Consider the following 18608-nt stretch of genomic DNA (forward strand, 5'->3'; position numbering starts at 1 on the left):
TAAAATCAGGAACTGAATGTACGTGCAAAAAGATGCATCGATCGGTGCTCCCATATCTCTTGGATGACGAAAAAGAGGCCGATCTCCTCCATCGTCTGGATCCACCATAGGGCTCGTTCTCTCGCTTGGACGATGGCAGGACCAATTTTTCTCCACCGCTCCGCAAAAAACCAATGAAGGTGGTTCAAATTTCAGAATAAACGTCGGACATAAAATAAAACCCCTTCATCCGTAGGAAGGAGTGGAGCCTCCTCCATCCCCCGTTTCGGAGTCAGGCCCAACCGTTCTTTCACCACTCTCCATATGGTGGGCAACGTATACTGAAAATAGGGGAGAAGAAATGAAGGCAACACGGCCACCGTCCTCCTGCACTCCGGGCAGCGATACCGAGCGATCCAAATGCGATAAGACTGATGCGACGTCACGGCATTTCGTTCGTAGTACCCATGGCGATAAAGAGGTCGTTTTGCCTGGCAATGAGGGCACCGCTTAAGAAGGGGAAAGTCGTTTTGTTTTCCCCGCTGGGCATATGTCTGGACATCGACCTGAAAGTCATGAAACCGAATCACGTCCTCGTCCCCCCCTCTGGAAATCACCCATGTCCCATTCCGAAATAATTCACAAAAAATTTAGCACATTCTTTCGGAAAGGGGGAGAGGGATATTCCGAAGGAATGTGCAAAAAAGAGTCTTTTTTGTGCGGAAATAAAGTGATAATTTACACTTTGATGACTAACTCTTTGGTCATTCGTGTATCGATATACCAACCTACGATCTTTCGTGTATATAAATCCATGATGCTCGCTACATACAACCATCCTTCATCAGTAGGAATGTACGTGATATCGGCCATCCATACTTCATTGGGAGCCGTTGCTTGGAAGTTCTGTTCCAACAGATTCGCATACACGTTGTAAGGGTGATTACTATTGGCCGTTGCCTTGTATTTACGCACCGTAATCGATCTCAATCCTTCTTCACTCATGATACGAGCGACTGTCTTTTGAGACACACAAGTCCCTTGTTTGCGTAGTTCTTGCGTAATTTTCGGACTTCCGTAAATCTTGCGTGACTTGAGATACTCATTCCGAATCTGTTAAGTGAGTTGTTCTTTTTGTTCTTTTTGTTCTTTTTGTTCTTTTTGTTCTTTCTGTTTACTTTTCGCGCGCTTGAGCCAGTCGTAATACCCACTTCTTGAAACACCGAGCATTTGACACATCTTCACAACAAGAAATTCATTTCGATGTTGAAAAATGAACGCGTAAATTACTTTTGGTTTCTGGTGAAGATGCCTAACGCCTTTTTTAAAATCGCTAATTCCTCTTCCAGCTCTTGATTGCGACGGCGTAGCTCGATGATTTCTTGATTTTGTGGCTTGATGTTTCCTGAACCTACAAAGCTTGTGCCATTGCTTTCTTTGTATTCTTTAACCCAACGGTGAAGAGTGTTGTATGCCAATCCTAATTCTTTTGCCACTTGGGCGATGGACTTGTCCCCCTCCAAGCATAACTCAACGGCTTGAATCTTGTATTCTTGATCAAATGTTCTCTTTTTCATGATTGGACACCTCGAACCGATTGGAATTAAGTTTATTATAGTCTCTCTGTTCTCTGTGTCCACTTTTTAGACTAACATCATATTATATATGTCGGTGGGGGAAATACAAGAAACTTATTAGTTTTATGGAAAGAGTGGGGGTTAGATGATATTTTGAGAAAAGCTTGGAACCAAGGAATTGTTTTAGCCGGCATTAGTGCTGGTTCTATATGTTGGTTCGAGGAAGGCGTCACAGATTCATTTGGAGAGGAATTAGAAGCAATGAAATGCTTAGGCTTTCTAAAAGGCAGTCATTGTCCGCATTATGATGGAGAGTTAGACATAAGGCATTCATATCATAAACTAATTTATTCTGGAGCCATACAAGCTGGTATTGCAGCGGATGACGGAGTTGCCATCCACTATATCGAACAAAACATAAGTAATATAGTTAGTTCTAGACCAAAGGCAAAGGCTTATAAAGTTTATTTGGATAACAAGGTGATGAAGGTGATAGAGGAAGAGCTTCAGACGAATTTTTTAGGTTCCTATTAAGCCGATATGGAAGAACGAATTAACTTCAACATCTGTGGTGAAGCTCACTTTATGGTTGGCTAACGGTTAGTGTTAGTTGAACAGGACATACAAAAAAGACCGATTGATGATATTATCCCCTTTAAGCAGACAGTGTAAAAAGCCCATTTTTAATAGTTGGGTGTTACACTATATTTGGAGGGGATTTTTTATGGCACGAAAAGGACAAACATTTCACCGTTATACGGAGGAATTCAAACAAAGAGCTATTCACACGTATGAGAATGAGGGAATGAATTATCAAGAATAATGTAGAGGAAATAAGAACTTAAAGTCAAAGTGAACACACATTGAGAAAGAAACAGTAAGATAAAAAAGAATTGATACTTCTGCCACAAAAGGAATCAAAAAGAGACATCATTCTTTTCTTACTCAATTCCCACCACCGTCTTTGGTGTCGCGAAATACGGCATGGGTGGCGAACGAGAGCATTACTTCAATAAACAGGAAGTAATGCCTTTTTTATTGAAGTGAAGAGCAGTTTAATTTAAGAATAAATATCAGAAAAATGGAAATTATGTTATAATTAACAAAACAATTCAAGGAGGATTATTATGAATAAAAAAATAAAAATTGGTATCGGTGTATTCGGCATATTCGCATTAGGTATAGGGCTTTTTGCTTTCGCATTTGTACAAAGCATGAAGCCAGATGAGGATGAAGTGAAAAAGGTAAAAATACAAGCACAGGAATATATAAAAAATACATTTAAAGATGAAATTGTTATTTATGACACACTATTTGATAATATGGGCAACTTCCCAACATTTGATTACGCTGCTAAAGCAGAGAACAAAAAGGATCATACACAGTTTTTAGTCTACTACAATGAAGAAACAAAACAGATGGAAGACTCCTATATTGCGGAGAAGTGGGAAAAGGAATTAGAAAACAATATACGTCCTTATATTGAGCAAAAACTTGGAGCGTTGGACAAATTGTGGGTAGATTATGACGAAAGGACCGGAATAACATATAACGTTAATCCAAATGAGCCAAGTAGTTATAAAGAATACGATGCGGCACCTACTATTATCATATCTGTACCTAGAAAGCCGGCTAAAAAGGATGAAGAAATTTTTAATGAGATTGTATCATTTATTCAAAAGAACGCTGGATTAAAACATGGAATGATTTCCATTAGTTATGTTAAAAAAGGTGTACCATTAGATGATAAAGAATGGCACAAGACCTTTTAACAAATTCTAAAGAGCATATTTATAAAAAGTCAAGTCCAAATTATTTTGTAAATTTCCCTTTGATAGACATCATGGGCCTGATGATTTGACGTATGGTAGGTAAGTCTGAAAATTAGCATTTTCATCCTTCTGATGGTGCCGCCGATGCATGGGTGGCTAACGAAGCAGTTTAGTTCAATAAAAAATATAATCTTTGGATGGTATAATTAGGATATTACTTCTTAACTTTGGGGGATAGGAATGCTAAAAAGAAAATATGGAGACCGTTCGTATCGTAGGAAAGGGTGACATATGTGAAAATGAGAACAGAACAAGAAATGTTGGATTTAATCATAACATTTGCTAAGCAAGATCATCGTATACGTGGAGTGCTAATGAACGGTTCTCGTGTAAATCCAAATATAAATAAAGATATATTTCAAGATTATGATATTGTATATTTAGTTACAGATGTTGAACCATTTAAAGATGAAAACTATATTTTGTCTCGCTTTGGGGAAGTAATGCTTATGGAAAAACCTGAAGATAAAATTTTTCCACCTCCCATTGGCGATGGCCGTTATACATATTTAATGCAATTTATGGATGGAAACCGAATTGATATGCATTTTATGCACACTAGTAAAGTGGATGAACTAATTAAGGATAGTTTGACAAAGGTTCTACTAGACAAAGACCACAATATTCCAGATATCCCACCTCCAAGTGAACAAAGTTATCTTATAAAAAAACCAACGGAAAAATTATATAACGATTGTTGTAATAGTTTTATATGGGGATTAGGATCCCATATTCCAAAAACCATTTGGAGACAAGAATTACCATTGTTAATGCGTTTAATAGATATTGTTTTACGTGAGCCATTAATTCAAATGCTTGAATGGCATATAGGGATTAAAACAGATTATAAATACTCGATTGGAAAGGGAGGAAGGCATTTAAAAAAGTTCTTGGAGCCTGAAATTTGGAATGACTTTGAGAAGACGTATACGGATGCTAATTATGATAATATTTGGAATTCGTTATTCTTATTTCATGACTTATTCAAAAAAACGGCTGAACATGTTGGACAAGTATATGGTTTTCACTTTCCTGAAGAAGAATGTAAAAGAGCATTAGAGTTTCTAAAACACGTAAAAGAATTGCCGCAAGATGCAAAATCAATTTTTTAAGATTAAATTCCTTTATACATAAAGATACAAATGGAGGGGAAAAGAGATGAGGGATTTAGCTATAAGAACAGCTAATCGAGAGGATATTCCGCAACTTTTAAATTTAATGTATCAATACATTGTGGATTTTTATAAAAGACCTAAACCAACGGAAGAGTCACTGAAAGGATTGATACAGCATCTATTGGATAACCCTGCCAGTGGAATACAATTTGTTGCAGAACAAGATGGAAAATTATTAGGTTTTGCAACCTTGTATTTCTCCTTTAGCACTCTTCAGGTGAAAAAAATGGCTATTTTAAATGACTTGTTTGTGATACCAGAAGCAAGAGGGCAAAAACTAGGCGAGAAACTGTTTCAAACATGCTTGTCTTATATAAGAGAGAATGATTTTGCCTACATGACATGGGAAACTGCAAAAGATAATTTGGTTGCTCAATCTCTTTACAACAAAATGGGTGGTCAATTGTCTGAATGGTTAGTTTATGAAATCAGTTAGTGTATCCAGTAGTTTTTTTATTAAGCTATCCTTTTTCATTCTCCTGATGGTGCCGTATAGATGCGACATGATTGTCTCCCATGGAAGAACTAGTTACCTTCCATCATCTGTGGCGAAGCCTGCTTCATGGTTGGCTAAGGGAGCAGAAAGGTTGAAGGAGCAAGGAATTCATTATCTTAAATCAAATAATATTAGTTAAAACGTGAGATTAAACAAAAGGGGAAGGGTATGGGGAAATGGTTGTTCTTGAAACACAAAGGTTGATATTAAGACAGTATAAAGATGAGGATATTACTCCTCTACATCATATTTTTTCTGACCCAGAAACCATGAAGTTTTATCCAGCCCCTTTTAGCATTCAGCAAACTCAAGACTGGATTAAACGAAATCAAGAAAGATATCGGAATGATGGTTATGGATTATGGGCGGTTTGTTTGAAGGAAACGAATGAATTGATAGGTGATTGTGGTCTTGTTAAACAAAAAATAAATGACAGTATTGAGGTGGAGATTGGATATCACATGAATAAAAAGTATTGGTCAAAGGGATTCGCAACAGAAGCAGCCAAAGCGTGCAAGGAATATGCGTTTTACAAATTGGGTTTAAATAAGCTGATCAGTATTATTGATCCAAGAAATGTTCCATCCATTCGTGTGGCAGAGAAGATTGGTTTCACTAAGGAAAAAGAAGTATTTATTTTCGGTAAGAACCATTATATATACTCGGGGTTAGAGAAAGTAACGAAGGGTTATTGAACTAAGGGTCCGATATTTAAATAAAATATGTACAAAAAAGCTACCTTACATCATAAGGTGGCTTTTTCATTTGGTCGAAAACCAACCATTAACGATAATAGAGCCTTTTAGAAAAGGAATAATAGCACGGGTTGTTGAATTCTGTAAGATAGGGGGTGGATATATGTTACAAAAGTTGTTGCTGACAGGAAAAAGAATATCTCTGCGGACACCAACGCAGGATGATTTGCCAATTCTATATAACCTGATATATGGTGTGGAGAATCCAGAATGGAAAAAATACGATGCTCCTTATTATCCGCTTGAATTTTGCACCTTTGAAAAGTTTTCTAAGAGAATGGAAGAAAAAATGAATTTTAGGGATGTACCAAGTCAAATGATTATAGAATATCAAGGTCAAATTATAGGTATGGTTAGCTATTATTGGGAGGATAAGCGTACACGATGGCTTGAAATTGGGATCGTCATATATTCTCCTGAACATTGGAATGGTGGATTTGGAACGGAAGCATTATCTTTATGGATTGACTATCTCTTTGAAAATCTAACCATCGAGAGAGTAGGGCTTACAACTTGGTCTGGAAATCCACGAATGATCAGATGTGCGGAAAAATTAGGAATGCGATTAGAAGGGAGAATGAGAAAATGCCGCTACTATAATGGCGAATACTATGATTCGATTCGGATGGGTATTCTTCGTGAGGAATGGAATGAGTTTAAAAAGAATAATCCTTTATTCAACTCTCATGGAAGAACAAGTTAACTTCTATCATCTGTGGTGTCACGGAAGTGATGAATGAGTAGATTTTTGTATAATTTTGGTAGACAAAAATTAATTTAAGGAGAGAATGAAATGTTAATCGGCCATATCAAGGAAATTGTCCGTTACCCTGTGAAATCTTTCCGTGGAGAGAGTGTACAAAAAACTAAAGTAATGGAATATGGTTTGTATGGCGACCGTAGTCATGCTTTTTTAGATGAAACAAGATCAGGGAAGTTTTTAACAATAACACAATTCCCAGAAATGGTTCGATATAAAGCAAGATTTGTTGGGGAAGAGTTAATGGAAGAATACCCCAGAGTCGAAATAACGACACCTGAAGGTAAGGTTGTTGATTGGGGGGATGAAGACCTAATTAGAGAAATAGAAAACAAATCGAAACGGAAAGTTTCTCTTGTAAAATATACTCCCTCTTATGTACCTTTAGGGGCAATTGAAGAAGAACACATTCAATTGGTAACGGATGCTTCTTTGCTTAAATTAAAAGAAATATGGGGAAAAGAGGTCAATTATCAACGTTTTCGCCCTAATTTGCTTATATCATTAAAAGAGAAAGTCCCATTTATTGAAGAAACGTGGTTTGGCAGAAGGATTAAAATAGGACGAGAAGTGGAGATTCAATTAAAAAGACATTGTGAACGGTGCATGATTATTACTGTTAATCCTGATAATGCAGAACAAGATTCGTCTTTGCTTAAAACTCTTGTACAACAAAGAAATAATCATTTTGGCGTTTATGCTTCTGTTATAAAAACAGGTGAAATTCATGTAGGCGATGAAGTCTTTCTTCTTGAATGATATTTTGCTAAATCATCATCAAACCAAATGTCAACTCTACTAAGCTCCCGTGGAAGGATAGAACTTCTTGCATAATCTGTGGGGAAGCTCGCTTTATGGCTGGATAACAGGACAGATTGAAGAAGAGTATATTAAGTAAAAGGGCTAAGATTTTGGGGAGGATATTTAATGGAAATTGCAATTGTAGCTTTTGATGATTTTACCGATATTGATGTGTTTTTGCCTTGGGATTTATTAAATCGTGTTAAAGAACCTGAATGGACCGTCAAAATTGTAAAGTTCAAGGATTTTATGAAAAATTGGGTTTTAAAACGGATGAATTAATATTCATGGAAAAGTGGATTTAGTCATCTTTTGTGAAAGTATGTTTATTCCGCTAATGGGGTTCTGTAGTTGAATAGTGGCAATGACTTTAAAAGTTTGAGGAAAAATTCTACAAGCTTTTTTGCAAGATGAGAAAATATAAAAAATGTTCTTGTTCAACTTCCATGAAAGAAAGAATTAACTTCCATCATCTGTGGAGAAGCTTGCTTCATGGTTGGCTAACGAGTTAGTTGAAGAATAGCACTAAATTTGCTTTTATGATAGTCATACTTTTACAAATGAAGGGGGATTAAGATGGAAATTCGTTCAGTGAAAGGGTCAGATTACTATGTCATCTCTCCACTAATCAATGAGTGGTGGGGCGGAAGACAAATGTCTGATAAATTGCCAAAATTATTCTTCGACCATTTTCAAAATACAAGTTTCATTGCCGAAAAAGATGGAAAAATCGTTGGATTTTTGATAGGTTTTCTATCCCAAGCGTATCCAGAAGAAGCATATATACACTTTGTTGGAGTTCATCCGGATTATAGGAAACACGGTATTGGAAAACGACTGTACAATGAATTTTTTAATATTGTTAAAAAGAATGGTCGGAATATCGTCCGTTGTGTAACTTCACCAGTGAACAAAGTTTCCATTGCATTTCATACGAAAATGGGATTTGAAATCGAAAAAAACGGAGATAAAAAAGTAGACGGAGTTTCTGTACATACTGATTATGATGGACCAAATCAAGATAGAGTTTTATTTGTGAAGAGGTTAATTTAATGATGAGCTTGTTCAACTAACGGTTGGCGCCTGTTGAACAGGACATACAAAAAAGACCGATTGATTTCGGTCTTTTTCTGTGGTCTAAAAATCAACATTGAAATTGAATAGAGACATTTATTAAAAGATAACACTCTAACGATTTCACTTTTCACTAAACGCAATCTGTATACCAATCAGCCCTAATAACAAACCTTTTACAATGTTCATTCGCTTCGCTATGAACGAATTGGTAAGCAGGACATGGCGCAGTTTCTCTGAAAACACGCTGACAGCGATAAAAATCACTAAAGCCTGAACCAGAAAAATAATCCCCAAAATAAACATCTGCAACGTAATGTGTCCCATCGATTTATTCACAAATTGAGGCAACAATGCCAAAAAGAACAAAGATACTTTTGGATTAAGCAGATTCATGAGAATTCCTTTTTTATACAATGATAGATACTTTAAAGGCTTGTTGTTAAAAGCAAAGCCTGTTTCTTTTTCCTTGAATGATTGCCATGATAAATACAACAAATACGCCGCACCCGTATATTTTATGACGGTAAAAGCCAGAGCGGATTGATAAATGATGGTGGAAATCCCAAGCGTTGCAGCCGTGATATGTACAATAAGGCCTGAACAAAGTCCCAGTGCCGTTGCGATTCCCGCTTTTTTGTTCTGTGAAATGCTTTGAGCAATCACAAACAAAATATCTGGTCCGGGCATTAACGTCAGCAATATAGCTACTCCTAAAAAGGATATGGTTAGTGCAAAATCCATTTACAACACCTCTCTTGGATGGAATGGACACCATTCTTTGCTTCCTTTTTCTTCATTTGTCTTCCTGATTTATTTCGAGGGAAACTGCTTCATTCCTTCTTAATGGGTGATAAAAAATATAAATTAGTGTTTATCGGATTTAAACATCGCTATCAAGCATGTAGAGGCGCATCCGCATTTGTTAACATGTGAGGGGCAATTTCTCCTTCTTTTTCTCCTTCTTTAAAGGTTCTGTTAAGGAATGATGTTGATTTTCTTGTTAATCTATGGTGAAGATCGTTTCATGATTGGCTAACGAGCAGTATAACGCAAGATTAATGTTTTTAACCAAAGAGGCATTTTATATGTGCTAAATTATGTATATTTGGTATATTATTTACAGAGCTTAGTTCAGATTAGTTAAGAAAGGTGAGTGGAGATGAGTAAAGTTGAGTCAGTTAACAAGTGGGATTTAAATCGCATTGTCTTTATTGGTAGGACTTGGGATGAATACATGCGAATGTTTGGCCTTACCAAAGAAGATTTAGTGGGGCGTAAGATTCTTGATTGCCCTGCTGGGGCATGTTCCTTTACGGCAGTATCCAATCAACTTGGAATGGATGTTACAGCATGTGATATTGCTTATTATCTTCCTATTGAACAATTAGAGCAAAAAGGTTTACAAGATATTGAAACCACCATGTCTAACATGGAAAGGGCTGATATTCAAAAAAATTTTTTGTGGGATTATTTTAAATCAGTTGATGAGTTGAAACAGATAAGAACACAAGCAATGAATCAATGTATCTCAGACATGAAACGGAATAAGAATCGTTATATTCCTGCCGTTTTACCGACCTTACCGTTTGATGATAAGCAGTTTGACTTGACACTTTCAGCAAATTTTCTATTTCTTTATGAAGATAAACTGGACTATGAATTTCATTTACAGACTATAAAAGAACTTATGCGTGTAACCAAAGATGAAATAAGGATTTTTCCTACAACTAACTTTGCTTGTGAGAGATATAAATACTTGGATGAACTAATCCGTGATATACACAATTTAGGATGGATTACAGAAGAAATTAAAGTTCCTTATGAATTTCAAAAGAACACCAATACTATGTTAAAAATTATGAGGTGAAAATAACTAAAAGGGGGTGTCCTGAAAGGGATTGCTTTTGGGACACCCTCAGTTTTATACTTTACAAAATCAACATTAAACATTGACAGAGACACTCATGCCAATTTTTTGGTACAACGATGCATTAAAATAAGCTGTTTCGTCCATACTATCAGGTTCATATCTTTGTATACCGTTTATTTTCAGGGTAGCCTTTTATTAAGAAAAAACTCCAAGCGGTCTTGAAAAGACCACTCGGGGTTTATTTTTTATATCCAAGTCTCTGTGAAATTTCATGTTTATTTTTTTGACACCGGATTGAGTAGAAAGGCGGTACATCTTATGTGTTTTTGTCAAATTTGAGATAGTCTTTATTGCATTTGATTTTTCATGTTTTTTCTCGCTTATCCACGCTTTCTTTTGATGACACAATCCTCCATTGTCCCAATATGGTCACTAATATTAGACAACCGGCAGCAAACGGAAGTCGGGAAGGTGCCAATCCGGCTAGCATCACCATCCCCCCCAAGTGTGGAACCTATCGCACTACCTAAATAATTAGCGGAACTGTTTAACGCAACGACAGCTGCGCCGTGATCAGGTTGTAAGCGAAGTAGTTCATGTTGTTGCGGAGCTTGCGAGGCCCAACCCATCGCCCCCCATAGAATGAAAGGAAGGAATGATAGTATCGAAAATGAAAGTACTAATGGTAAGCTGAACATGGCTAAAGCCATTATGGCTAAAATGCCAGCCATAAGCAAGTCTGGTCGCCCCATTCGGTCAATTAAAGTGCCAATGGAAAAGCTCCCGACTACGCCACCAATGCCCCATGCCCAAAGATAAGGTGTAACGATAGGAATGTCTGCCAGATTATCCAAAATGGTTGCGATATATGTATAGAGACCCAAGCTGGCAATGCTGGTCATAAAAGTGATGCCAACAATTGCTGCCACCCGTCCATTGGTCATCATGGCAACACGTTGACGTAGTGATGGTGGCGCCGAAACTGGAAAACTTGGAAACCATATGACAATTCCTATCATGGCGATAAGACCTAGTGCGGTGATGAACCAGAGAGTTGCGTGCCAATCTAGATGTTCAGCAATGATCAATCCAAGTGGAACCCCTACGACCGTTCCCGTACTCATACCGCCCAGCGTCATACCAAGAGCGCGGCCGCGTTTCTGTTCAGGAACAAGGGATGCGGCAGCTGCAGCGGCCAACGGGGAATAAAGCCCGGCCCCGATACCTGCTTTAGCTCAGTAAGTGTCTATATAATTCCTAGAAGAGAGTTAAATAATGTAGAGGAATAAGAACTTATCTTAAATCAAAGTTAACACACATTGAGAAAAAAAACAGTAAGGTAAAAAAGAATTGATACTTCTGCCACAAAAGGAATCAAAAAGAGACATCATTCTTTTCTTACTCAATTCCCACCACCGTCTTTGGTGTCGCGAAATACGGTATGGGTGGTGAACGAGAGCATTACTTCAATAAACAGGAAGTAAGGCCTTTTTTATTGAAGTGAAGAGCAGTTTAATTTAAGAACGAATATCAGAAAAATGGAAATTATGTTATAATTAACAAAACAGTTCAGGGAGGATTATTATGAATAAAAAAATAAAAATTGGTATCGGTGTATTCGGCATATTCGCATTAGGTATAGGGCTTTTTGCTTTTGCATTTGTACAAAGCATGAAGCCAGATGAGGATGAAGTGAAAAAGGTAAAAATACAAGCGCAGGAATATATAAAAAATACATTTAAAGATGAAATTGTTATTTATGATACACTATTTGATAATATGGGCAACTTCCCAACATTTGATTACGCTGCTAAAGCAGAGAACAAAAAGGATCATACACAGTTTTTAGTCTACTACAATGAAGAAACAAAACAGATGGAAGACTCTTATATTGCGGAGAAGTGGGAAAAGGAATTAGAAAACCATATACGTCCTTATATTGAGCAAAAGCTTGAAGTGTTGGATGAATTTTCGGTGCATTATGACGAAAGAACCGGAATAACGTATAACGTTAATCCAAATGAGCCAAGTAGTTATAAAGAATACGATGCGGCACCTACTATTATCATATCTGTACCTAGAAAGCCGGCTAAAAAGGATGAAGAAATTTTTAACGAGATTGTATCATTTATTCAAAAGAACGCTGGATTAAAACATGGAATGATTTCCATTAGTTATGTTAAAAAAGGTGTACCATTAGATGATAAAGAATGGCACAAGACCTTTTAACAAATTCTAAAGAGCATATTTATAAAAAGTCAAGTCCAAATTATTTTGTAAATTTCCCTTTGATAGACATCATGGGCCTGATGATTTGACGTATGGTAGGCAAGTCTGAAAATTAATATTTTCATTCTTCTGATGGTGCCGTATAGATGCGGCATGGTTGTCTCTCATGGAAGAACGAATGAACTTCCATCATCTGTAGTGCCGCGAAATGCGGCATGGGTGGCTATGATTCAAAAAGTTATTATCAACAAAAAGGTGGGGGTAATAGTGTTAGACAAGAAAAAAGTAGGAAATATATTAGGTGTCACGTCTTTGTTGCCTGTAATCATAAGTATCATTATTTTCTATGTTGAAAGAGGTCCAAATGCTGATGTTTATTTCGTGATAACAATTTATGGCATCTTATCAATTATTGGTATTTTATTAGCGGTGTTCTCGTGGTTGATGACAAAACGTTTCTTTCTGCCAATTATCAGCTTGATAGGAAATGGAGCGGTTTTGGCCATTGCTTTTCTTTTGCTATTGGCAATGGGGATTAGTGAACCATAAAAAATATTCTTATTCAAAGATTCTGCCCGTAGTCGCAATCTTTCTTTTTCTCCTGTAAATACACGAAAGTAGGTGGCATATAAAAATGGAAATGAGTAAGTTTATACTTCTTGGCGATATATTGATTATGAAAGTAAAGATTGATGGCGTTGATTATACATTTAGCATTAGGTGGAAAGCACCGAAGAAACCTTATGATGAAACTTGGGAACTTGTATCATATGCGAAAAATTCGACTGGTGAAAAAGATTTAAGTGAAGAACAAATTAAGAAGTTTATGGATACAGTTAATCCTAAAATGAATTGGAATATAGCAGATTTTCAAAAGTAAACTTCTTGAACTAACGGGTGTTTAGTTTAGTAAAAGATAAAAAGAACATACATATTATACATGACTAATATGTACGTTCCTTTATTTTTTAAGGCTTTTTATAATTTAGGTCTTGATAAGCAATGGGTTCTTTTTTATTTGCTAAATTATCAACATTATTGTTTAACAGAGCTTAAATTTTAAATTAAGTCTTAAATATTATAAGTGAGCCACAAATGTAGATAGGTTTAGATTGAAAAACAGACATAAGCAAGCTTAAAATTCTGCAAAACATGCTTTCTCCCTCCAATACTCTCCTCATTTCATACGAATCAAAATCCTCTTCATTTGATCGCTTCACTAATAAAAAATAACCTTATCCAGTGTTCAAGAAGGGCTATCATAAAAGTCTAGCGATAACCGCTTTATATAGTAATTAAAGTATGTATAGATGCTGTTTCAAAATGATGTTCGATGATCTTTCTAATTAATACATATGTTTCATAAAAAATTTTGGAAAAACAGAAACTTTTTTGTTTTTAATGCGTCTTTTATCGGAAGGAGGGTGGAAACCATTGCCAATAAATTTGAATTGGATATACTTATGCGCTTGTATTCCAAATCCCTTTTTCGCTATCTGTACAGATTAACCAATGATTATCATTTGGCAGAGGATCTCCTGCAGGAAACATTTTATAAGGTTTATTTACATGTAAGCGGCATAAGCGACATAGTACAAATAAAGCCATGGCTTTACCGGATCGCTTATAATACCTTCATCGACCACTGCAGAAAAGCCAAAAAGATGCAGCTTGTACAAGTGGATGATTTCTTTGCGTCGTTAAAGCTTGATCCATTATTAGAAACGGAAAACGCGTTTTTGCAAAAACATGAGCTGGAGTTGATTTATAAACATTTGTCCAACATGAAAGAACTGCAACAAAAAGCCATTATGCTCGTCGATATAAAAGGATTTAGCTACAAAGAAGCGGCGGAACTGTTAAACGTAAAACTCCCTTATTTAAAAAGCCTTGTGTTTCGGGGCAGGCGGGAATTAGAAAAACGATTACGCAATGAGGTGAAGGGATGAGAAAAGACGAGTTAAAACCATTATTGCAGAAATATCAAAATGGCACACTAAGCAAAGAGGAAGAACAGAAAATAGAGGAGCTTCTGGAAAGTTTTGACGTATACCATGAATTTCTCCATGAAACCCTTCATGATGAAGGGTTGAAGGAAGCCGATCTCGCAAAAATGATGAAAAAGGCCCAACAAAAATTCTTTTTTCGAAATACGCTGCTTGTTGTATCGTTTATACTCACGATTGTTCCCTTATTGACTATGTTTACTTTTGTTTATTACGGCTGGGGGCGAGATCATAACAGAGGGAACGAATTGATTGAAACCATTCAAACGGTTAGTGAAATGATGTCTCCAAATGTGTATGTAGATTACGATACGGTCGATGTTGAGATCAAGCCCTTTACCATGACTGTCACGGCCGACAAATATAAATGGATGGATGATAAAAGAAGTTATGTAGGTAAGGATACTTACAAACTATTTTTCAATGATGTGTTTGCTAAAGAATCGAATTATCGAGCGATTGGGTATTCGCTTCATCACATTGGAATCAACTTTATTCATCCGAAAGCCAAATACTTTTTACCTGACGAACGAAGAAAAATTGAATCTCTCCCAAGCGATTGGCCGGTTGAAATCTATATTTCCCTGAATCAGTCCTATTCCTTAAAAGAGATAAATGAAAAATTCAAGGTATATAATATAACATGGCTTGCGTTGGACACAGGTGTAGAGGAACAGATGAGGAATGATTTAGATTTCATCCAAACACCAGCAATTGGCTTCCCATACAAAAAAGTGCATGTAGATTCTGTATTCAATCGCTCGTTTACTGATTACGAAGAAGTAGTCAAAGGGCTCGAGCTATTGAGCAAAAACGAAAAATGGGCAACACAACTAACGGAATACAAAGACTTAAAGATGGCCGAGCGGCTAAAATGGATAAAAAAACATAAGGAATTGAAGATTTATGGAATCGCTATGACGGGAACCGCCAAAGATGTTTTGTCTCTAGAAAAGATGAAGGAAGTCAACGTGATTCGATTAGGTCAGATCCATTTGCCGTAGCAAAAGGAGGGAATAGTCGAAAATGATAATGGTAAGAATCAATATGCTAAATACATTGGTGGCTATATTTTTACTTATTTTGTTAAATGTACAAATTATAGCGGAGATTCCCGTTTTTGATATCCGTTACATTTGGATTTCATTGTTCGGATTGCTCATATGCTTGCTTGGCCTCCTAAAAGAAGATCGATTCTACTCCTATTTAGGCGGCATCCTTCACTTCATCCTAATCGTTTCTTGTATGGGAATGATTTGGTTTGGTATAGGTATTAACTACAAGCCGTAACTTTACTGCAGCAAAAGCGAAAAGGACAGTCCAAATAAGGCTGTCCTTTTTCAATATAGGAACGTGTTGCAAAAGACATAGATGCATACCTGTAAAACCAATACCAAATATCCCAAATTTATCTTGATATATTTTATTAGAACATTTAGATTATTCTATGGATACAAAAGTGAAATTAAATTCGTTAATCGAGCGAAAGCAACCGTGTTATGTTCATAATGAGGAAAGGTGCTTGAAATGACAGGTTTAAATGAAATGGTTGTAGTTTTCAAAGGGTTTATTTTACACGAAGGAAAAGTATTAATTAATTGTACAACGCGCTAATGATGGCGAAGTGGGCGGGGGAACATGGGAGTTAGCCGGAGGAAAAATACACTTTGGGGAAGATTTAGAAGCGGCGTTGTTGCGCGAAATTCAGGAAGAAGTCGGATTGGATGTGACAGCAGAGCGGATTTTATATGCGACGACGTTCCAAACGCACGCCACGCGACAAGTAGTCATTCTTACATACTTATGCAAAAGCGCTCATCATGAAGTCGTTCTTTCGGAAGAGCATATCGATTATTGCTGGTCGACTAAAGAGAGAGTGCGTGAACTGCTGCCTCCATCCATTCTTCACGACTTTGAAAGAAATAAAGTGTTTTTGTTGGAAGAATGGGTATAGAGCAGAGATTGAAGATAGCTAAATGAGTTCAGTTCATGCCGAGTAAGATCCGCGGACCGCGCTATCCAAACAAGATGGTTTGACGGATTGATAAAAGATCAGGTGCTTTTTATCGGGTCACAATCTCAACTTCCAACACACAAACCATATCTACCAATTGCTTAATAAAATATTAATCGGGAGCTGATTCAGATGAGGGCATCACAGGAATTTATAAAGAAATTAGAAGAATTGTATCAAATCTATGAGAATGAGGTAAAAGAAAAATGGAAAGAAGGTCTGTTAGCTGATGACACGGCAAAAACATATCTGTGTCATTCGAGAAACTTTGTAAAATGGTGCCGAAATGAATTTGTTCCAGGTGGAAGAAACGAAAAGAAATAGTTGCAGTCACCATTGAAGTTGAAAAAGATTTCATTGCATCTGATGATGAACAATTTGATGAATATGTAAAATGGGAAGCTTCAGTTAATACAAGTTAAATTAGTATCTGCATATATCTCTATAAAATTTAGGTGAATCGTAATCTGATGTTGGATAACGAATATACGTTTCTGTAATATCGTTGAGCTGTACAGAGTAACCATGTTGAATTAGAAGTTCTCCAAACGGCGGAAAAGCCTCATTATCGGGATCGGGATTAAACTTGAGCAACTGTTACCCAGCCTGATTCTGCCTGCTACCTGGCTGAGCTACCGAATCGAACCCTAGGAAACAGATCGGGAGAAAGAGTGGCAAGCCATTCTGGAGCATAAGGAATAAAGCGGCGTGATGAGACAGTACTTGCACTTTACTGTCTCTTTTTTGTTTCGCGATTTATTTCCATTCATTAATTAAAGTGGGGAAGTGATTATTACGAATATTTTAATTTATATAGACAATAAGAACATTTGTTCTTATAATATATTTTAAATAAATATGGAAGGGGTTTTAAAGATGACAAGAAAAAATATAAAACGAACGTTGGAGATAGACGAAATTATAAAACTTTATCTTGAAGGTACTAGTACCACCGAAATTGCAAAGCTTTCCAATGTGTCTCCAAGATATATAAGAATGATTTTGTCTGATCATAATATTGAAAAAAGGCCGTTTGGTAGTTGGAAGCGTAAGTATAAGTTAAATGAAGATTATTTCAAGACTTGGTCTAAAAATATGGCTTATATCTTAGGTTTTTTTATAGCGGACGGTTTTGTCTCCAATGATTTTCAAACGATCGGATTCGCGCAAAAAGAAAAATATATTTTAGAACAAATCAGAGACGAATTAGGGTCTAATCAACCACTTTATCAAAATAAGCAAACCGGTGTTTATATGTTATATCTCAATAGCAAAGTGATGAAAAACGATTTAATGGAGATACATGGTATCACACCAAATAAATCATTGGATATAAAATTTCCGTATGTTCCAGAAGTGTATTTAAATCATTTTATAAGAGGCTATTTTGACGGTGATGGAAATATTTATTCTCGTGGCTATTTAGTCAGTTTTGTTGGCGGTTCTCTCGATTTCATGACGGTATTAGAACATCATCTAAAAGCGCGAGGATTTGACGTGTACTTAACCAAAAAAGAAAAACATATTCGTTTATATATGAGCGGCAGAAAAACGATTAAGGAATTTTATGACTGGATTTATCACGATAAAGGATTATATTTAAAACGCAAATTTGAAGCGTTCCCAGATAAAAATATGGATGCAGAAACATTGCAAAATGCGAAATTAAAAAGAACAAAACAAGCTGTTGCAGCAAGAAAAAAAGCTTTTATCGATGAATATCGAAAAAGTTATTGCGTTCATCAAGCATGTGAAACAGTTGGAATTACATTAGGAACTTATTTTAGATGGTTGAAACAAGACAAACAATTTAGCGAAGAATTTTATCAAATAAAGAAAGAGTAGTGGTAACCAAACGCCACTCATATATTTTTTACATTTTAGTAGACATAATATAAATTATAGGCAGTTATAAAATGATTTGTTTCAAATTCAAGCAAACTAGTTATATTGAGACAAAACAAAAAATAATGGTTCGACCTAAACATTTTACGTCATACACATTCTAAAAATAAAAATCATTAAACCATATATAAA

The 18608-nt window shown here is 36.2% G+C and carries 20 protein-coding genes and 4 pseudogenes; 19 read left to right on the forward strand and 5 right to left on the reverse strand.

Features of this window, described 5'->3' with window-relative positions; all coding sequences use genetic code 11:
* Window positions 1-5: 5 nt before the first annotated feature.
* The 3 genes and pseudogenes from QSJ37_RS17915 to QSJ37_RS02540 all read right to left on the reverse strand — a co-directional run bounded on the left by QSJ37_RS17915 (window position 6) and on the right by QSJ37_RS02540 (window position 1556).
* Window positions 6-569, reverse strand: a pseudogene (locus QSJ37_RS17915) (DUF6431 domain-containing protein).
* A 148-nt stretch (window positions 570-717) separates the two neighbouring features.
* Window positions 718-1092, reverse strand: coding sequence for an IS3 family transposase (locus tag QSJ37_RS02535; RefSeq protein ID WP_285754735.1), 375 nt, complete (start codon window positions 1090-1092; stop codon window positions 718-720).
* Window positions 1093-1265: 173 nt separating this feature from the next.
* Complete coding sequence (locus QSJ37_RS02540) at window positions 1266-1556, reverse strand: transposase (protein WP_011887400.1); 291 nt, start codon at window positions 1554-1556, stop codon at window positions 1266-1268.
* Window positions 1557-1637: 81 nt separating this feature from the next.
* Between QSJ37_RS02540 and QSJ37_RS02545 the strand changes: the two are divergent.
* The 9 genes and pseudogenes from QSJ37_RS02545 to QSJ37_RS02585 form a co-directional block, all read left to right on the forward strand.
* Window positions 1638-2090: pseudogene (locus QSJ37_RS02545) on the forward strand (Type 1 glutamine amidotransferase-like domain-containing protein); the annotation flags it as partial.
* A 593-nt stretch (window positions 2091-2683) separates the two neighbouring features.
* Complete coding sequence (locus QSJ37_RS02550; RefSeq protein WP_181556987.1) at window positions 2684-3328, forward strand: hypothetical protein; 645 nt, start codon at window positions 2684-2686, stop codon at window positions 3326-3328.
* Between the two features lie 299 nt (window positions 3329-3627).
* On the forward strand, window positions 3628-4500 hold the full coding sequence (locus QSJ37_RS02555) for an aminoglycoside 6-adenylyltransferase (protein WP_063329935.1): 873 nt from the start codon (window positions 3628-3630) through the stop codon (window positions 4498-4500).
* 46 nt (window positions 4501-4546) lie between these two features.
* Entirely contained in the window at window positions 4547-4999 is a 453-nt protein-coding gene (locus QSJ37_RS02560; RefSeq protein ID WP_125009841.1) for a GNAT family N-acetyltransferase, read from the forward strand.
* Window positions 5000-5235: 236 nt separating this feature from the next.
* Window positions 5236-5754, forward strand: a complete 519-nt coding sequence (locus QSJ37_RS02565) for a GNAT family N-acetyltransferase (RefSeq protein ID WP_285753453.1) — start codon at window positions 5236-5238, stop codon at window positions 5752-5754.
* 163 nt (window positions 5755-5917) lie between these two features.
* Complete coding sequence (locus tag QSJ37_RS02570) at window positions 5918-6517, forward strand: GNAT family N-acetyltransferase (RefSeq protein ID WP_097354942.1); 600 nt, start codon at window positions 5918-5920, stop codon at window positions 6515-6517.
* Between the two features lie 90 nt (window positions 6518-6607).
* Window positions 6608-7333: an MOSC domain-containing protein gene (locus tag QSJ37_RS02575; protein WP_129447464.1), complete on the forward strand. Its 726-nt coding sequence runs from the start codon at window positions 6608-6610 to the stop codon at window positions 7331-7333.
* A gap of 168 nt (window positions 7334-7501) precedes the next feature.
* A pseudogene (locus tag QSJ37_RS02580) lies at window positions 7502-7609 on the forward strand (ThiJ/PfpI family protein); the annotation flags it as partial.
* A 342-nt stretch (window positions 7610-7951) separates the two neighbouring features.
* Window positions 7952-8428: a GNAT family N-acetyltransferase gene (locus QSJ37_RS02585; RefSeq protein WP_015374860.1), complete on the forward strand. Its 477-nt coding sequence runs from the start codon at window positions 7952-7954 to the stop codon at window positions 8426-8428.
* A 144-nt stretch (window positions 8429-8572) separates the two neighbouring features.
* Here the strand turns inward: QSJ37_RS02585 and QSJ37_RS02590 are convergent, their stop codons facing one another.
* On the reverse strand, window positions 8573-9193 hold the full coding sequence (locus tag QSJ37_RS02590) for a LysE family translocator (RefSeq protein ID WP_285753463.1): 621 nt from the start codon (window positions 9191-9193) through the stop codon (window positions 8573-8575).
* Window positions 9194-9611: 418 nt separating this feature from the next.
* Between QSJ37_RS02590 and QSJ37_RS02595 the strand changes: the two genes are divergently transcribed.
* A complete protein-coding gene (locus tag QSJ37_RS02595) occupies window positions 9612-10319 on the forward strand; it encodes an SAM-dependent methyltransferase (RefSeq protein WP_100660424.1) in 708 nt (235 codons plus the stop codon).
* A 383-nt stretch (window positions 10320-10702) separates the two neighbouring features.
* Here the strand turns inward: QSJ37_RS02595 and QSJ37_RS02600 are convergent, their stop codons facing one another.
* Entirely contained in the window at window positions 10703-11521 is an 819-nt protein-coding gene (locus QSJ37_RS02600) for an MFS transporter (RefSeq protein ID WP_285753468.1), read from the reverse strand.
* Window positions 11522-11906: 385 nt separating this feature from the next.
* Here QSJ37_RS02600 and QSJ37_RS02605 point away from each other — a divergent pair, with 385 nt between their 5' ends.
* From QSJ37_RS02605 to QSJ37_RS02645, 9 genes and pseudogenes are all read left to right on the forward strand, one after another.
* Entirely contained in the window at window positions 11907-12551 is a 645-nt protein-coding gene (locus QSJ37_RS02605) for a hypothetical protein (RefSeq protein WP_285753470.1), read from the forward strand.
* A 267-nt stretch (window positions 12552-12818) separates the two neighbouring features.
* Window positions 12819-13100: a hypothetical protein gene (locus QSJ37_RS02610; RefSeq protein WP_159719779.1), complete on the forward strand. Its 282-nt coding sequence runs from the start codon at window positions 12819-12821 to the stop codon at window positions 13098-13100.
* Between the two features lie 85 nt (window positions 13101-13185).
* On the forward strand, window positions 13186-13431 hold the full coding sequence (locus QSJ37_RS02615; RefSeq protein WP_020755374.1) for a hypothetical protein: 246 nt from the start codon (window positions 13186-13188) through the stop codon (window positions 13429-13431).
* Between the two features lie 544 nt (window positions 13432-13975).
* Window positions 13976-14500, forward strand: coding sequence for a sigma-70 family RNA polymerase sigma factor (locus QSJ37_RS02620; protein ID WP_236546426.1), 525 nt, complete (start codon window positions 13976-13978; stop codon window positions 14498-14500).
* The gene (locus QSJ37_RS02625; protein ID WP_159719778.1) at window positions 14497-15561 is read left to right on the forward strand and encodes an anti-sigma factor; all 1065 of its coding nucleotides are present in this window, start codon (window positions 14497-14499) and stop codon (window positions 15559-15561) included. The genes QSJ37_RS02620 and QSJ37_RS02625 overlap by 4 nt, the downstream gene beginning before the upstream one ends.
* A 22-nt stretch (window positions 15562-15583) precedes the next feature.
* Window positions 15584-15847 carry a hypothetical protein gene (locus QSJ37_RS02630; protein ID WP_285753485.1) on the forward strand — a complete coding sequence of 88 codons (264 nt, stop codon included), beginning with the start codon at window positions 15584-15586 and terminating at the stop codon, window positions 15845-15847.
* Between the two features lie 237 nt (window positions 15848-16084).
* Window positions 16085-16511 (forward strand): annotated as a pseudogene (locus QSJ37_RS02635) (NUDIX hydrolase).
* A 192-nt stretch (window positions 16512-16703) separates the two neighbouring features.
* Entirely contained in the window at window positions 16704-16895 is a 192-nt protein-coding gene (locus QSJ37_RS02640; RefSeq protein WP_020755372.1) for a hypothetical protein, read from the forward strand.
* 552 nt (window positions 16896-17447) lie between these two features.
* Window positions 17448-18416, forward strand: coding sequence for an LAGLIDADG family homing endonuclease (locus QSJ37_RS02645; protein ID WP_285753488.1), 969 nt, complete (start codon window positions 17448-17450; stop codon window positions 18414-18416).
* The last annotated feature ends 192 nt before the right edge of the window (window positions 18417-18608 follow it).

The sequence above is a fragment of the Parageobacillus sp. G301 genome, assembly GCF_030268025.1.
Classification (GTDB): Bacteria; Bacillota; Bacilli; order Bacillales; family Anoxybacillaceae; genus Parageobacillus_B; species Parageobacillus_B toebii.

Excerpts from the sequence above, each read along its gene's own strand:
- QSJ37_RS02595 (WP_100660424.1), top strand. The coding sequence starts at position 9,612 with ATGAGTAAAGTTGAGTCAGTTAACAAGTGGGATTTAAATCGCATTGTC.
- QSJ37_RS02575 (WP_129447464.1), top strand. The coding sequence starts at position 6,608 with ATGTTAATCGGCCATATCAAGGAAATTGTCCGTTACCCTGTGAAATCT.
- QSJ37_RS02560 (WP_125009841.1), top strand. The coding sequence starts at position 4,547 with ATGAGGGATTTAGCTATAAGAACAGCTAATCGAGAGGATATTCCGCAA.
- QSJ37_RS02565 (WP_285753453.1), top strand. The coding sequence starts at position 5,236 with ATGGTTGTTCTTGAAACACAAAGGTTGATATTAAGACAGTATAAAGAT.
- QSJ37_RS02605 (WP_285753470.1), top strand. The coding sequence starts at position 11,907 with ATGAATAAAAAAATAAAAATTGGTATCGGTGTATTCGGCATATTCGCA.
- QSJ37_RS02585 (WP_015374860.1), top strand. The coding sequence starts at position 7,952 with ATGGAAATTCGTTCAGTGAAAGGGTCAGATTACTATGTCATCTCTCCA.
- QSJ37_RS02630 (WP_285753485.1), top strand. The coding sequence starts at position 15,584 with ATGATAATGGTAAGAATCAATATGCTAAATACATTGGTGGCTATATTT.
- QSJ37_RS02555 (WP_063329935.1), top strand. The coding sequence starts at position 3,628 with ATGAGAACAGAACAAGAAATGTTGGATTTAATCATAACATTTGCTAAG.
- QSJ37_RS02645 (WP_285753488.1), top strand. The coding sequence starts at position 17,448 with ATGACAAGAAAAAATATAAAACGAACGTTGGAGATAGACGAAATTATA.
- QSJ37_RS02640 (WP_020755372.1), top strand. The coding sequence starts at position 16,704 with ATGAGGGCATCACAGGAATTTATAAAGAAATTAGAAGAATTGTATCAA.
- QSJ37_RS02625 (WP_159719778.1), top strand. The coding sequence starts at position 14,497 with ATGAGAAAAGACGAGTTAAAACCATTATTGCAGAAATATCAAAATGGC.
- QSJ37_RS02570 (WP_097354942.1), top strand. The coding sequence starts at position 5,918 with ATGTTACAAAAGTTGTTGCTGACAGGAAAAAGAATATCTCTGCGGACA.
- QSJ37_RS02540 (WP_011887400.1), bottom strand. The coding sequence starts at position 1,556 with ATGAAAAAGAGAACATTTGATCAAGAATACAAGATTCAAGCCGTTGAG.
- QSJ37_RS02550 (WP_181556987.1), top strand. The coding sequence starts at position 2,684 with ATGAATAAAAAAATAAAAATTGGTATCGGTGTATTCGGCATATTCGCA.
- QSJ37_RS02615 (WP_020755374.1), top strand. The coding sequence starts at position 13,186 with ATGGAAATGAGTAAGTTTATACTTCTTGGCGATATATTGATTATGAAA.
- QSJ37_RS02590 (WP_285753463.1), bottom strand. The coding sequence starts at position 9,193 with ATGGATTTTGCACTAACCATATCCTTTTTAGGAGTAGCTATATTGCTG.